The sequence below is a fragment of the Sphingomonas sp. CFBP8993 genome (assembly GCF_034044895.1).
In the GTDB taxonomy this organism is placed as follows: domain Bacteria; phylum Pseudomonadota; class Alphaproteobacteria; order Sphingomonadales; family Sphingomonadaceae; genus Sphingomonas.
On the sequence record NZ_JAXCWU010000003.1, the window covers coordinates 186,519 to 200,772 of the forward strand.

General features: G+C 67.7%; 12 protein-coding genes. 9 read left to right on the forward strand and 3 right to left on the reverse strand.

The window, feature by feature from the left end; genetic code table 11:
- The first annotated feature begins 11 nt into the window (after positions 1-11).
- From SOM26_RS07065 to SOM26_RS07090, 6 genes are read left to right on the forward strand one after another with little or no spacing between them, the layout of a single operon-like run.
- Positions 12-1,451: an ExeA family protein gene (locus SOM26_RS07065; RefSeq protein ID WP_320452356.1), complete on the forward strand. Its 1,440-nt coding sequence runs from the start codon at positions 12-14 to the stop codon at positions 1,449-1,451.
- 55 nt (positions 1,452-1,506) lie between these two features.
- Positions 1,507-2,334, forward strand: a complete 828-nt coding sequence (locus SOM26_RS07070; RefSeq protein WP_320452357.1) for an XrtA system polysaccharide deacetylase — start codon at positions 1,507-1,509, stop codon at positions 2,332-2,334.
- Positions 2,331-3,365, forward strand: coding sequence for a FemAB family XrtA/PEP-CTERM system-associated protein (locus tag SOM26_RS07075; protein ID WP_320452027.1), 1,035 nt, complete (start codon positions 2,331-2,333; stop codon positions 3,363-3,365). Before SOM26_RS07070 ends, SOM26_RS07075 begins: the two co-directional genes overlap by 4 nt.
- A gap of 9 nt (positions 3,366-3,374) precedes the next feature.
- Positions 3,375-4,535 (forward strand): TIGR03087 family PEP-CTERM/XrtA system glycosyltransferase, encoded by a 1,161-nt coding sequence (locus tag SOM26_RS07080; protein WP_320452028.1) that lies wholly within the window; start codon positions 3,375-3,377, stop codon positions 4,533-4,535.
- Positions 4,532-6,052: an exosortase A gene (gene xrtA / locus SOM26_RS07085; RefSeq protein ID WP_320452029.1), complete on the forward strand. Its 1,521-nt coding sequence runs from the start codon at positions 4,532-4,534 to the stop codon at positions 6,050-6,052. Before SOM26_RS07080 ends, xrtA begins: the two co-directional genes overlap by 4 nt.
- Positions 6,053-6,058: 6 nt before the next feature.
- Positions 6,059-7,945, forward strand: a complete 1,887-nt coding sequence (locus tag SOM26_RS07090) for an XrtA/PEP-CTERM system amidotransferase (protein WP_320452030.1) — start codon at positions 6,059-6,061, stop codon at positions 7,943-7,945.
- A gap of 125 nt (positions 7,946-8,070) precedes the next feature.
- Here the strand turns inward: SOM26_RS07090 and SOM26_RS07095 are convergent, their stop codons facing one another.
- The 3 genes from SOM26_RS07095 to SOM26_RS07105 form a co-directional block, all read right to left on the reverse strand.
- Complete coding sequence (locus SOM26_RS07095) at positions 8,071-9,054, reverse strand: alpha/beta hydrolase (RefSeq protein WP_320452031.1); 984 nt, start codon at positions 9,052-9,054, stop codon at positions 8,071-8,073.
- Positions 9,055-9,314: 260 nt separating this feature from the next.
- Positions 9,315-10,364, reverse strand: a complete 1,050-nt coding sequence (locus SOM26_RS07100; protein WP_320452032.1) for a 1,9-bis(guanidino)-5-aza-nonane synthase — start codon at positions 10,362-10,364, stop codon at positions 9,315-9,317.
- A 185-nt stretch (positions 10,365-10,549) separates the two neighbouring features.
- Positions 10,550-11,785: a type III PLP-dependent enzyme gene (locus SOM26_RS07105; protein WP_320452033.1), complete on the reverse strand. Its 1,236-nt coding sequence runs from the start codon at positions 11,783-11,785 to the stop codon at positions 10,550-10,552.
- Positions 11,786-11,980: 195 nt separating this feature from the next.
- Here SOM26_RS07105 and SOM26_RS07110 point away from each other — a divergent pair, with 195 nt between their 5' ends.
- The 3 genes from SOM26_RS07110 to mtgA all read left to right on the forward strand — a co-directional run bounded on the left by SOM26_RS07110 (position 11,981) and on the right by mtgA (position 14,143).
- A complete protein-coding gene (locus SOM26_RS07110) occupies positions 11,981-12,889 on the forward strand; it encodes a threonine ammonia-lyase (protein ID WP_320452358.1) in 909 nt (302 codons plus the stop codon).
- On the forward strand, positions 12,889-13,053 hold the full coding sequence (locus SOM26_RS07115) for a hypothetical protein (protein WP_320452034.1): 165 nt from the start codon (positions 12,889-12,891) through the stop codon (positions 13,051-13,053). The genes SOM26_RS07110 and SOM26_RS07115 overlap by 1 nt, the downstream gene beginning before the upstream one ends.
- 415 nt (positions 13,054-13,468) lie before the next feature.
- Positions 13,469-14,143, forward strand: coding sequence for a monofunctional biosynthetic peptidoglycan transglycosylase (mtgA, locus tag SOM26_RS07120; RefSeq protein ID WP_320452035.1), 675 nt, complete (start codon positions 13,469-13,471; stop codon positions 14,141-14,143).
- Positions 14,144-14,254 lie beyond the last annotated feature (111 nt).

A 14,254-nucleotide genomic window follows, 5' to 3' on the forward strand; every position in this document is an offset into this window, starting at 1 on the left:
AAGGCACGATGATGTACGAGACCCATTTCGGTCTGGGCGAACGCCCGTTCCAACTGACGCCGGACCCGCGTTTCTGGTTCGAGACGGCCACGCATGGCAAGGCGATGGCCTATCTGGGCTATGGCCTGGCGCAGGGTGAGGGCTTCATCGTCATCACCGGCGATGTCGGTGCGGGCAAGACGACGCTGGTCGGCCATCTGGTCGAGACGCTCGATACGCGCCGCCTGCGCGTCCTGCATATCGTATCGACCGCCGTCGAGCCGCACGACCTGCTGCGCGTCGTCGCAGGGCAACTGGGCGTCGATGCGCAGGGGCTGACCAAGGCCGCGCTGCTGGGCGCGATCGAGCGGGCGCTGAACGGCGTCGCGCGCGATGGCCGCCGCATCCTGCTGATCGTCGACGAAGCGCAGGCACTGCCGCTCGCCTCGCTCGAGGAACTGCGCATGTTGTCCAACTTCCAGGCGGGGGGGCATGCACTGCTCCAGATCCTGCTGGTCGGGCAGCCCGAATTTCGCGAGCGCCTGCTGGGCTCGGCCGCCGTCGAGCAACTGCGCCAGCGGATCATCGCGATCCATCATCTCGACCCGATGGAACCTGAAGAGGTCCCCGATTATATCGCGCACCGCCTGGCGGTTGCGGGCTGGACCGGTCGTCCCGATTTTGCCGCCGACGCCTTCGACGCGCTCTATGCCGCGTCGGGCGGCGTGCCGCGCCGTCTGAACGTGCTGGCGGGTCGCGTGCTGCTCCAGGCCGCGATCGAGGGTGTCGAGCTGATCGGCCAGGCCACCGTCGAAAGCGTTGCCGCCGATATGGCGGCCGACATGGGCGGTCTGGTGGATCGCGACCCTGCCGAGATGTTCTCCGCGTCGGCGATGAACGCACCGCAGCCGATCGCCGCGCCATCGGCACCGCAACAGCCCGCCGCGCCCTTCCTGAACCCGTCGCCCGTTTCCGCGACGCCGCGTCCCGGCGCGATGTTTGGGGCAGGCACGCTCGGCTCCGCTGCACCGAACGGTGGAGGAGCGCCGATGGGGGGCTCGCTGCGGTCCGGCCTGAACGGGGCCGGCGCGCCGATGCCGACGCCGGCTCCATCCGACCCGATCACCCGCACGCCGGTCATGCCCGAGGCAGAGACGGCGCAGCGCGGCACCCACCGCGTCGTCGCGCCGCCGCCCGCGCCCGAACCGGTGTCGCTGCGCCCGATCCCCGAGCCTCAGGCCGCGGCACCGGTTGCTGCCGAAGCCCCGCAGGCACCGCCTGCACCCGCACCGTCCGACAATGCGCTGCAAGAGCGTGTCGCCCAGCTCGAGGCACGGCTGGAGCAGCAGGAGGCGGCGCTTCGTCGTGTCCTGACGCTGCTGGTCGACTGGACCGAAATCGACAATCGCGGCGAGGCCCGTCGTGAGGCCGCCACCACGATCCGAACGGGGGCCTGGGGCCATGCCGCCTGAGGCGGCGCCCGGATCGGGGGCGGCGAACAGTAGGAACACGAGGCTGATCAACGGCATGTCGGTCGATGTCGAGGAATGGTTTCAGGTCGGTGCGTTCGAACGCACGATCGACAAGGCCGACTGGGACCGGCTGGACAGCCGGGTCGAGGCCAATACCGATGCCGTCCTGTCGCTGTTCGCCGAGACGGGGACACGCGCGACCTTCTTCACGCTGGGCTGGGTCGCGCATCGCCATCCCGGCCTGATCCGGCGGATCGTTGCCGCCGGGCATGAGATGGCCAGCCATGGCTGGGACCATCAGCGCGTCTTCACCATGACCGCCGATCAGTTTCGCGCCGACCTGGCCCGTGCCAAGTCGGCGATCGAGGATGCGGGGGGACAGGCCGTGATCGGCTATCGCGCGCCCAGCTTCTCGATCGACACTCGTACGCCCTGGGCGCATCCGGTGCTGGCCGAGGCGGGGTATCGTTATTCCTCTAGCGTCGCGCCGTTGCGCCATGACCATTATGGCTGGGCCGAATCGCCGCGCTATGCCTGGCGGCCGCTGGCGGATGCGTCGCTGATCGAACTGCCGGTGACCGTCGCGCAGTTCGGCCAGCGTCGGCTGGCGACCGGTGGCGGCTTCTTCCGGATGCTTCCCGCCAAGCTGACCGACTTCGCCGTGGGCCAGGTTCAGCGCGACGGACATGGCGCGATGTTCTATTTCCACCCCTGGGAGGTCGATCCCGACCAGCCGCGCGTGGCGAACGCGCCCTTGCGCTCGCGCGTGCGCCATTATTCGCGGCTGGGCGCGATGGCGGGCAAGTTGCGCGGCCTGCTCCGGCGACATGACTGGGGCCGGGTCGATCAGGTCGCGGCCGAGGAAGCGGCGCGCACGGCATGATCCATCCCTCGCCGACGATCCGCGCCGTCGATCTGGCGAGCGAGGCGGAGTGCGCGCGGATCGACGCCTTTGTCGAGGGGCAGGCGGAGGGTACGCCCTTCCACCGCACCGGCTGGCTGTTGGCGGGGGCGAAGGGGTGCGGCCAGCAGGCGCATTATCTTATTGCCGAACGTGACGGGGCGATCGTCGGGGTCCTGCCGCTGAGCGAGATCCGCTCGCCGCTATTCGGGGCGGCGATGGTGTCGACCGGCTTCGGCGTTGACGGCGGCGTGCTGGGTGAGGGGGTGGAGGCACTGGCCGACGCGGCCTGGGCATTGGCGAACGAGCGGGGGATCGACTCGGTCGAGCTGCGCGGCGGCCCTGTGCCCGGCGGATGGACGGCGGACGCCGACAGTTATCTCGGCTTCGTCCGACCGATCGCGGCGGATGACGAGGCCGAGATGAAGGCGGTGCCGCGCAAGCAGCGTGCCGAGCTTCGCAAGGCCCTGGCACAGGATCTGGAGGTCGTGACCGGCCGCGACCCGCGGATGCTGGCCGAGCATTACCATATCTATGCCGAATCGGTGCGCAACCTGGGCACGCCGGTCTTTCCCGCAAAACTCTTTCGCGAGGCGATGGCCCGGCTCGACGCCGATATCCTGACCGTGCGGCATCGCGGGCGCGCCGTCGCCAGCGTGCTGAACCTGTATCATCGCGGCACCGTCTATCCCTATTGGGGTGGTGGCACGCACGAGGCGCGGGGCCTTCGCGCCAACGACCTGATGTATTTCGCGCTGATGCGCCATGCGCGCGAGCGGGGTTGCCACAGTTTCGATTTCGGCCGGTCGAAGGTCGGCACCGGTGCCGCCGCCTTCAAGAAGAATTGGGGGTTCGAGGGGCGTCCGCTCGTCTATGCCAGCCGCAGCGTCGACGGTCCGCGCGCGATCAATCCGCTGAACCCCAAATATGCGATGATGATCGCGGTGTGGAAGCGGTTGCCGCTCCGGGTCGCCAAGGCGGTCGGGCCGCTGGTCGCGCGTGGGTTGGGGTGAGGGGCTGGGGTGAGGGACCTTCTGTTCCTGGCGCATCGTGCGCCGTTTCCGCCCGATCGCGGCGACAAGATCCGCAGCTATCACATCCTGCGCCACCTGATGCGCGACTGGCGCGTCCATCTGTGCGCCTTCGCGGAACAGGATAGCGAGGCGGTGGTGCCGCCCGAACTGGCCGGGGGACTGGCGAGCCACCAACTGATCCGCCGGACCAAAAAGATGCCGCTTGCCGCCGCGCAGGCACTGGCGACGGGCAAGCCGATTTCGCTGACCGCCTTCGCAAACCCGGCGATGGCGGCGGCGGTGGACGCGGTGCGGGCTCGGCATAGCGTGGCGGCGACCTACATCTTCTCCGGCCAGATGGCGCAATATCGCACGGACGAGCCGACCGTGATGGACATGGTCGATGTCGACTCCGCCAAGTTCGCCAGCCTGGCGCAGACGAGCGGGATGCTGATGCGCACGGTCTATACGCGCGAGGCCCGGCTGCTCGGCGCGTATGAACGACAGGTCGCCGCCTCGGTCGCCGCGACCCTGTTCGTCAGTGAGGCGGAGGCCGACCTGTTCCGCGGCACTGGCGGGCGGGGGCGCATCGTCGCGGTGGAAAACGGCATCGACGCCGCCCGCTACGACCCGGGAACGGTCGAACCGGTGGCCGGGGACGGCCCGCTGATCGTGTTCACCGGGCAGATGGACTATCGCCCGAACATCGACGCGGTCACCCGTTTTGCGCAGCATATCCTGCCGCTGGTCCACAAGGCCCGGCCCGATGCACGCTTCGCCATCGTCGGCCGCGCGCCTGGCCCGGCAGTACGGCGGCTCGCCAGCGACTGCGTGATCGTGACCGGCGAGGTGGCGGATACGCGCACATGGCTGGCCCGCGCCGCCGTCTGCGTCGCGCCGCTCGACCTGGCGCGGGGTATCCAGAACAAGCTGCTGGAGGCGATGGCGATGGCGCGGCCTGTCGTTGCCTCGGTTGCGGCGGCGCACGGGATCGACCATGACGGGACCATCGCGGTGGCGGGGAACGACCGGGACTTCGCGGCCCGTGTCATCGCCGCGCTGAACGGCCCGCCCGCCAATCCCGCCGCGCGCGCGCGCGTGCTGGCACGCTATGACTGGACGGCGCGGCTGGCACCGCTCGACCTGTTGCTGAAGGACATCGCATCGTGACGCTATCGGGGGCCATGGGGGCGGATCGCATCAGGCCGGGGCACTGGACCTATCATCTGGCGCTGCTCGGGGCGGCGGCGCTGATGGTGCTGTGGCTGTTCTGGCGCGATGCGACGCACCTGTTCGATATCTGGTGGACCAGCACGACCTATGGCCATTGCCTGTTCATCGGGCCGGTCGTCGGCTGGCTGGTCTGGCAACGGCGTGGCGAGCTGGCACAGCTGACCCCGGCCGCCTGGTGGCCGGGACTGATCCTGGTGGCCGGCGGCGGCCTGCTATGGCTGCTGGGCGAGTCGGCGACGGTCGCGCTGATCCGCCAGCTTGGGCTGATCGCCACGCTGGAGGGCCTGGTCATCACGCTGCTGGGCCCGATGGTGGCGCGCGGCCTGCTGTTCCCGCTGGCCTATGCCTGGTTCCTGGTGCCGTTCGGCGAGGAGCTGGAGAAACCGCTGCAGCAGGTCACCGTGTCGATCGTCATGCCGCTGCTCGACTGGAGCGGGATCCCGGCCACCAATGACGGCGTGCTGATCCATGCCGGACGCTACTGGTTCGAGGTCGCCGAGGCATGCTCGGGATCGAAGTTCGTGCTGGCGATGGTGGTGTTCGCCACGCTGGTCGCCAATCTGTGTTTCCGGTCACCCGTGCGGCGTGCGGTATTCGTCATCGTGTCGCTGATCGTGCCGGTGATCGCCAATGGCATCCGCGCCTGGGGCACGATCTTCGCCGCCGACAAGACCTCGATCGAGGTGGCGGGCGGCGTCGACCATATCATCTTCGGCTGGGTGTTCTTCGCGCTCGTCATGGCGGCGGTGCTGGCGATCGGGTGGCAGTTCTTCGATCGCTCGCCCGACGATCCCGCCTTCGATCCGGCGCGGTTGCAGGGGGTGCCGGGGCGGCGCATCGACCCGTTGCTGGCGGCGGTGCTGGCGGTGGCGATCACCGCGGTCTTTCCCAGCTGGAGCGCTTTTGCCGGATCGCGCGCCGCGCCGCTCCCGGTCCATATGGCGCTACCCGAGGTGCCCGGCTGGACGCCGGTTGCGCAGCAGAGCGTCTGGCGGCCCGACTATCCGGGGGCCGATGCCGTGTTGCAGCGCGCGTACCGCGACGTGCACGGGCATCAGGTCGATCTGGCGGTGGCGGTCTTCTCGCACCAGCGTGAGGGCGGCAAGCTGGGCGCGTTCGGCACGGGCGTGATCCACGGCGCGGATCGCTGGCTGCGCGTCGCCGATCTGGGCAGGATCGCAGGCGGCAATGCGATGCACATGATGGCGACCAGCGCCAACGGCCAGACCCAGAATCGCGACGTTGCGACCTGGTATCGGATCGGCGATACGCTGACTCCGGATATGCGACGCGTGAAGATCGAGACGATGAAGGCCCGCCTGCTGGGCCAGCGCCAGATGGCGGTGGCCGTGCATGTCGTCAGCGAAGGCGACGATCCCCAGGCGATAGAGGCGTTCGTCCGCGCGCTGGGCCCGATCGATCGCTTCGCCGACCGTCTGACGGGACAGCTCTGACCCGCGATGTGCGGTATCGCCGGCCTCTTTCATCCCGCCACGCCCAAGCCGGTCGACCCGGCCCGGCTGCGTCCGATGATCGCCGCGCAGGCGCATCGCGGGCCTGACGGGCAGGGGATATGGACCGCGCCCGGCGTCGGCTTTGCCCATGCCCGCCTGTCGATCATCGATGTCGAGGGCTCGCCCCAGCCGATGGTCGATGGCGAGGTCGCGGTCTGCTTCAACGGCGAGATCTACAACTACCGTGACCTGCGTGGCGAATTGCAGGCCAAGGGCGTGGTGTTCCGCACCGACGGCGATACTGAGGTGCTGCTGCACGGCTGGCGGCTTTGGGGCCCGGCGATGCTCCACCGGCTGGTCGGCATGTTCGCCTTTGCCGTCCATGATGCTCGAGCGGGCACGCTGTTCCTGGCGCGCGACCGGCTGGGGGTGAAGCCGCTCCATTGGACCGAGCTGCCCGACGGCGCGGTGGCCTTCGCCTCGGAGATGAAGGGGCTGCTGGCGCATCCGCTGGTCCGGCGGCGGCCTGATATCCGCGCGGTCGAGGATTATCTGGCGTTCGGCTATGTCCCCGACGACGCCAGCATCGTGGCGGGCATCCACAAGCTGCCTGCGGGCCATTTCCTGCTGATCGAGCGCGGGCGTAGCGTACCGCCCCCGCGCCGTTGGTGGGACGTCGACTTCTCGAACCGCGAAACCGGCACGGCGGCCCGGCTGGGTGAGGAACTGCTCGCCCGGATGCGGGACGGCGTGACGAGCCGGATGGTCGCCGACGTGCCGCTGGGCGCGTTCCTGTCGGGCGGGGTCGACAGCTCGGGCGTCGTTGCGCTGATGGCGGAGACGTCCCCGCGTGCCGTGCGCACCTGCACCATCGGTTTCGACGAGGCGGGGCATGACGAGCGCAGCTATGCCCAGACGATCGCCCGGCGCTTTGCGACCGATCATGTCGAGCGCGTGGTGCGGGCCGACGACTTCGCGCTGATCGACACGCTGGTCGCGCATTTCGACGAGCCCTTCGCCGATGCCTCGGCACTCGCCACCTATCGCCTGTGCGAACTGGCGCGCGAGCATGTGACGGTCGCCCTGTCGGGGGACGGGGCGGACGAGGCGATGGCGGGGTATCGCCGCCATGTCTTCCACGCGGGCGAGGAGCGGGTGCGTGGGCTGTTCCCGGCCGATCTGCGCAGCCGTCTGTTCGGGACGCTGGGTCGCTATTATCCCAAGGCGGATTGGGCACCGCGTCCCCTGCGCGCCAAGACGACCCTGCTCGCCCTGGGACTGGACGGGGCGGAGGCCTATGCTCGCGCGGTCGGCGTCACGTCACCGGAGATGCGTGCGCGGCTGTTCTCGGCCGAGGCGCGGGCCGCGCTGGGCGGGCACCGGGCCGAGGATCGCTATGTCGCCGCGATGCGCGATGCGCCCGCCCGCGATCCGATTGACCGCGCGCAATATGCCGACCTGAAGATATGGCTGCCCGGCGACATCCTGACCAAGACCGACCGCACCTCGATGGCGGTGGGGCTGGAGGCGCGCGAGCCGCTGCTCGACCACCGGCTGGTCGAATATGCCGCGCGTCTGCCCGCCGCGATGCGGGTGCGGGGCGGACAGGGCAAGTGGCTGATGAAGAAGGCGCTCGAGCCCTATCTGCCGCGCGACATCCTCTATCGGCCCAAGATGGGCTTCGTGACGCCGATCAGCGCATGGTTTCGGGGGGCACTGGCCGACGAGGCCGCGCGGCTGGAGCATTCGGGCCTGCTGCGCGAGACGGGGTGGTTCCAGTTGCCCGAACTAGGCCGCATCGCCGCCGACCACCGCGCCGGGCGGGCCGACCATGGTAGGACGTTGTGGCAGATGCTGATGCTGGAGCGGAGCTTGAAGCGGCTGTTCGCCTGATCCTCCCCGGCACGGGGAGGGGGACCGGCTGGCGAAGCCGGGTGGTGGAGGGGCACTCCCACTTGCGGTGACACCCCTCCGTCAGTCCTGCGGACTGCCACCTCCCCTTGCAGGGGAGGAATAGATCAGGACTTCAACGTCTGCCCGATCCAGCGATCGAACAGGTCGGGCCAGAGGCGGGCGGGATTGTCCTCCGCCGCGCTCATCGCGCCGAAACCATGGCCGCCGCGCTCGAAGAAGTGCGCCTCGACCGGCACCTTGGCGGCGCGCGCCTGGGTCAGCACGTCGATCGACTGGTCGAGCGGGACCAGGCCGTCATCGACCGCATGGACCAGGAACAGCGGCGGCGTGTTCGCCGTGATCCGGCGCGGCGTGTCGTAGCGCGCCTTGGTCGCGGCATCGGGATTGGGGCCCAGCAGGTTGTCGCGCGAACCGGCATGGGTGGTCGGCGTCGACAGGCTGGCGACCGGATAGACGAGGCCAGAGAAGCGCGGGCGGGCCGATTGCCGATCGGCGGCATCGAGCGCGGTATAGACCTTGTCGTCATAACCCACGGTCAGCGAGGCGGCGAGGTGGCCACCCGCCGAAAAGCCGACGATGCCGAGCTTCGCCGGATCGATGCCATAGCGCGCGGCATTGGCGCGGATCAGCCGCATGGCGCGCTGCGCATCCTGTAGCGGCACATTGGCCTGATCGCCCCAGCCTTCGGAAGGCAGGCGATAGGACAGCGCGAAGACGGTGATGCCGTGCGGGTTCAGGGTCCGGGCGACGTCGATCCCCTCATTCTGGATCGAGACAAAGCCATAGCCGCCCCCCGGGATGGTAAGGACGGCACGGCCGTCGGGCCGTTCGGGCCGATAGACCGCGACGATCGGATCGGCGGTGCCGCGCAGCCACAATTCCTGCCGCCCGGCGGGGCCGTTCATCGACGGATTGGGCTTGGGCAGGGTGGCCCGTGCCCCCGGCGGTCGGCCGGGCCAGAGCGAGAAATGTTCGGCCGGGGGCCAGGGCGTCATCGCGGTGCCTGTGGTTGCTGCGCCTTGGGCGGCGGCGCGGGGCGCCAGTGGCACGGCCGCCATGGCGCCGATTACGGAACGTCGGTCGATCACATCCATCCCCTCACACCCGGCATATCGTAGGCCGGAACCGGTGCACACGGTGCCGGGCCGTCGTGCGGCGGGCAAGAAAAAAGGGGCGGAAACCCTGCGGTTCCGCCCCCAATCTCAATGTCCGTACTTCTTGATCCCCCGACGTCGCAATTTCTCGCGCTTGCGCCTGCGAAGAAAAGGTACGGCAAAGGCTAGACCCGACAGCAGCACTGCCCCAATTATGATGTAGGCAAGCTGCTCCCGTTCAAAAAATTCCAACATTAGTCGAAAATCGCTCCCCAACGACGCTTGGTCCGCTCACGCCAGTGGCCGCGATGATACGCGTCCGAGGCGAGGAGCGGCATGACCGAACCGGCTTCGGCGAATACCATCTGTTCGAGGGCCGTGTCCACCTTGCCCCAGCTCGCCGCTTCCTTGAGCGTCGAGGACGAGCAGGCGCCGTCGCGCACGTCGGCGACGGTGATCTGCACCGCGTACTTGTGCATCTCGATATCGTCATGACCTAGGATTTCGGCGCAGACGACCGTGTCCTGGATGAAGTTCTTCGGCACGCCGCCGCCGATCATCAGCAGGCCGGTGGTGCCCGCCTTGATCTTGATGTCGGTCAGTTCGCGGAAGTCGGCGATGGCGTCCAGCACCATGTACGGCTTGCCTTCCTTGGCACGCTCGACCTGGTGCTTCACCAAGCCGAAGCCCGCCGACGAGTCGACGAATGCCGGGCAGAAGATCGGCACGTCATGCTCATAGGCGAGCTTGACGAGGCTGTTGTCCTTCTTGCCATGCTCGACCAGATACTTGCCCATCTCGCGGATGAAGGCACGGCTCGAATAGGGCTTGGGCTCCAGCGAGTCGGCGATCGCGCCGATCGTGTGGTCGCAATCCTGCAGCTGCTCTTCGTCGATATAGGTGTCGTAGATGCGGTCGATGTACAGCGAACGCAGGACGTTGTCGTCGGGGATTTCCAGCGCCTGATAATGCTTGTGGCCCAGGCCCTCGAAGAAATCCATGTCGACGATCGACGCGCCCGTGGCGACGATGCCGTCGATCATGTTCGAGCGCAGCAGCTCGGCATAGAGGTCCATGCAGCCGCCCGCCGAGGTCGAACCGGCGATCACCAGGAAGATCGAGCAGTCCTTGTCGGCCAGCATCTGGTTGTAGATGCCGGTCGCGCGCGCGAGGTCGCGGCTGGTGAAGCTCATCTTGCCCATCGAATCGATGATCGGGCGGGCGTCGAACGAGGTAATGTCGATATGCTCGACCACGCTGGAGAGCAGCTCGGCCTTACGGTTGTCGTTGATCGTGTCGGTCATGATGGTTCCATCATCATCGAGAAGCCGTCGTCGTTATTGGGGACGCGGTAACCCGGCTGGCCCGGGCCTGCGCGAACGGCGGGTCCGGTATGCGAAGGGGCCTTATCGCGGGACAAACCGCAATGCCACCCCATTCCCCTCCCGCCGAAGCGGAAGGGGATAAAGGCGGTGCTAAAGTCGCTGGGTTACAGCTTGACGACGTTCGCCGGCAGGGCATGCACGGTCTCGTCGCGGTACACCGAGAACATCGGCTCGTCGTCGGTCACGACGAACTCGTGGCAGCTGAAGCCGTTGAACTGGGTCCGCATGGCTTGGCCGTACGCGCCCAGCATGCCGATCTCGAAATAGTCGCCGGTGTTCGTGTCCGCAGGCAGCGGGAACGGACCCTGCATATAGTCGAGATCGTCGCAGGTCGGGCCCCAGAAGCTGAAGTCCATGTCGCGCGCGTCCGACGAGGGCTCGCGCAACAGCTGGACCGGATACTTCCACCCGATATGCGCCGCATCGAACAACGCGCCGTAGGCACCGTCGTTGATGTACAACTCGCTGCCCCGGCGACGCTCGACGCGCACCACGACCGACGAATATTCCGCGCACAGCGCCCGGCCCGGCTCGGCCCAGAGTTCGGCCGAGTACGACACCGGCAGGCTCTCGAACGCGCGGTGGATCGTCTCGAAGAAACGCTCCAGCGGCGGCGGGGTCATGCCGGGATAGGCCGAGGGGAAACCGCCGCCCACGTCGATCACGTCGACGGTCACGGCCGCGCCGACGATCACCGCCCGTACCCGCTCCATCGCCGCCGAATAGGCGTCGGGGGTCATGGTCTGGCTGCCGACATGGAAGCAGATGCCCAGGGCATCGGCGACCTGGCGGGTGGCGATCAGCAGGTCCTTCGACTCTTCGACACTGACGCCGAACTTCGAACCCAGGCTCAGCTTGGCATATTCCGACGACACGCGGATGCGTACGCACAGGGTCAGGTCGGTCGCGCCTTTCGTGGCGCGGACGATCTTCTCCAGCTCTTCCATGCTGTCGAGCGAGAAGGTGCGGACGTCGTGCTTGAAATAAGCCTCGGCAATCGCCTCTTCCGACTTCACCGGATGCATGAAGCAGCAGACGGCCTGCGGGGCGACCGACTTCACCAGACGAACTTCCGCGATCGAGGCGGTGTCGAAATGGGTGATGCCATTGTCCCACAGGATCTGGATCAGATCCGCAGACGGATTCGCCTTGACCGCATACATCGGGCGACCCGGAAACTTCTCGACGAAGAATCGGGCGGCGCGCGCAGCGGCGTGCGGGCGAAGCAGCGTGACCGGATCAGCCGGGCGACGCTTGGCGATGTCGATGCCGCGCTCCATGTTGGAGGGGACGGCGGTCGAGTGGGCAGCTAGCCCCAGCGCGCGATGATTCTGGTGCAACTCAAGGGACCTCCAATTGCCTGACGGCATACGGTGACAAAAAGCTGCCTTGCGGTTGGAAGTCCCATGGGGCAGCGGAGGCGCGAAATAGGGTCGACGTTTTCGAATGTAAAGCGGTTGAACGCCGGTCGGAGATAAAAAGTGACAATCTTAAGACAGCCGACAAAGGCAGGGGTTCGCGATGCCGCCGAAAAGATCGCCCGCATCCTACCCCCGTCACCGATATTTCCCATAATTATCAATGGGAAGACGGTCATTTTCAAGGCGGAAAACCTGCAGCCCGTCGGGGCGTTCAAATTGCGCGGCGCATGGCACCGATTAACCGCGTTGGACGACGTTTCGCGGGCACGAGGGGTGGTCGCTTTTTCGTCGGGCAACCACGCACAGGGAATCGCCTGGGCTGCGCGGCGGCTGGGCATCGCGGCGACGATCGTGATGCCCGCCGATGCGCCACCATCGAAGCGCGAGGGGACGTTGGCGCTGGGGGCCGAGATCGTCGACTATGACCGCGCGACCGAAAGCCGCGAGAAGATCGCGCGGCGTCTGGCCGAGGCGCGCGGCGCGACGCTGGTGCCCAGCTTTGACGACCCCTGGGTGATCGAGGGGCAGGGTTCGGCCGGGATCGAGGCGGTTGCGCAGATGGCGGCACTCGGCATGGGCGCCCCAACGCATGTCGTGTCGCCCTGTGGTGGCGGCGGACTGGCGGCGGGTCTGACGCTGGCGGTGCTCGACGCGCGGATCACGGTGGTCGAGCCCGAGGGGTGGGACGATATGCGCCGCTCGCTGGAGGCGGGGTGGATCGAGCCCGTTGGCGACAATCCGCCGCCGACCGCCTGCGACTCGTTGCAGACGACCCGCGTATCGCCGCTGACCTTCGAGGTGCTGGCCCGGCGCGGCGCCGAGGGCGTGGCGGTCAGCGAGGCCGAGGTGGCGGCGGCACAGCGTTTCGCGGCCGACCGGCTGCGGCTGGTGGTCGAGCCCGGTGGCGCGGTTGCGCTGGCCGCGCTGCTGGCAGGCAGGGTCGCGGCGAAGGAGGGGATGCTGGTCATCCTGTCGGGCGGCAATGTCGACCGCGCCGCCTATGCGCGCGTGCTGGCCGGTTGATGGAGGGGGTCGCACAGGCCGCCCCGGCCATCGCGATGTTGGCGGCGTTCGCGTGTGTCGCGGGTGGGGTCGCGACGATTCGGCGCGGGGATCGGCGCAAGGGCGTGCTGATGCTCGTCATGGCGGTGGTGCTGGTCGGCAATGTGTTGATCTGGACGTTGTGATTTCCTGGGGCTGCTGCCCGTTTTCATCCCTTCTCCGCTTCTGGAGAGCAATGCTGGGCATGACAGCGGGCCAAATTCGACCAACCTCTCGGGCCGGGATACCCCTCCGTCAGGCCTTTGGCCTGCCACCTCCCCTTCGAGGGGAGGAATGAAGGGTGATGAGTCTCAAGGCTCTGTTCCCCGGCGAAGGCCGGGGTCCAGTTTCTATGTGGCTTGAGGTGCGCCGTGGAGCGGCGTGGGAGGCATCGTCGAATGCATGGTTGTTGCCTCCCACGCGATGTCTCCCGCGCCACAGGATGCGCAGAAACTGGGCCCCGGCCTTCGCTGGGGAACAGGGGTTTGCCGAGGAACAGGGCTTTGCGAACGCGTCGCGGGCAAGTGACCTGCCGTACAAACCCCGCTAAGACCCCGCCCCATGTTCCGCATCGCTCGCTGGGCCCTGAAGGGCGCGCTCGCCTTTGTGATCCTTAGTGTCGTCTGGGTCGGCATCTATCGCTTCGTGCCGCCGCCCATCACCTTCACCATGCTGGGCGACGTGATCGGCGGGCATGGCGTGACCAAGGACTGGATGCCGCTGTCCGAGATGGACCCCGACATGCCGCGCGCGGCGATCGCGGGCGAGGATGCCCGTTTCTGTTCGCATAGCGGCTTCGACCTGAAGGCAATGGCGAATGCCGCCTATCGCAACGCCCAGGGCGGGCGGATTCGTGGTGGCTCGACGATCAGCCAGCAGACGGCGAAGAACGCCTTTCTGTTCCAGGGCGGCGGTTACATCCGCAAGGGGTTCGAGGCCTGGTTCACCTTCCTGATCGAGCATCTGTGGGGCAAGCGGCGGATCATGGAGGTGTATCTGAACATCGCCGAGACGGGGATCGGGACCTATGGCGCCAATGCCGGGGCGATGCGCTATTTCGGGCATGACGCCTCGCACCTGTCCCCGACCGAGGCGGCGCGAATCGCCGCCGTCCTGCCGCTGCCCAAGAAACGCGCGGCGATCGCGCCGACCGGGTTCGTACGCAGGCACGGAAACGTCATTGCGCGCTATGTGGGTGTGGTGAAGCGGCAGGGGTTGGATAGCTGTATCCGGTGAGGGGTTGGTCTCGGTGAGACACCTTTCCCTCCCCCATCCCCTCCCGCAGGCGGGAGGGGGTGGGGGAGGGGATGCCGTCCGAGGCTCGACCCCGAACGGCCCCACAAAAAC

Excerpts from the sequence above, each read along its gene's own strand:
- SOM26_RS07065 (WP_320452356.1), top strand. The coding sequence starts at position 12 with ATGTACGAGACCCATTTCGGTCTGGGCGAACGCCCGTTCCAACTGACG.
- SOM26_RS07070 (WP_320452357.1), top strand. The coding sequence starts at position 1,507 with ATGTCGGTCGATGTCGAGGAATGGTTTCAGGTCGGTGCGTTCGAACGC.
- SOM26_RS07075 (WP_320452027.1), top strand. The coding sequence starts at position 2,331 with ATGATCCATCCCTCGCCGACGATCCGCGCCGTCGATCTGGCGAGCGAG.
- SOM26_RS07090 (WP_320452030.1), top strand. The coding sequence starts at position 6,059 with ATGTGCGGTATCGCCGGCCTCTTTCATCCCGCCACGCCCAAGCCGGTC.
- SOM26_RS07100 (WP_320452032.1), bottom strand. The coding sequence starts at position 10,364 with ATGACCGACACGATCAACGACAACCGTAAGGCCGAGCTGCTCTCCAGC.
- SOM26_RS07115 (WP_320452034.1), top strand. The coding sequence starts at position 12,889 with ATGGAGGGGGTCGCACAGGCCGCCCCGGCCATCGCGATGTTGGCGGCG.
- mtgA (WP_320452035.1), top strand. The coding sequence starts at position 13,469 with ATGTTCCGCATCGCTCGCTGGGCCCTGAAGGGCGCGCTCGCCTTTGTG.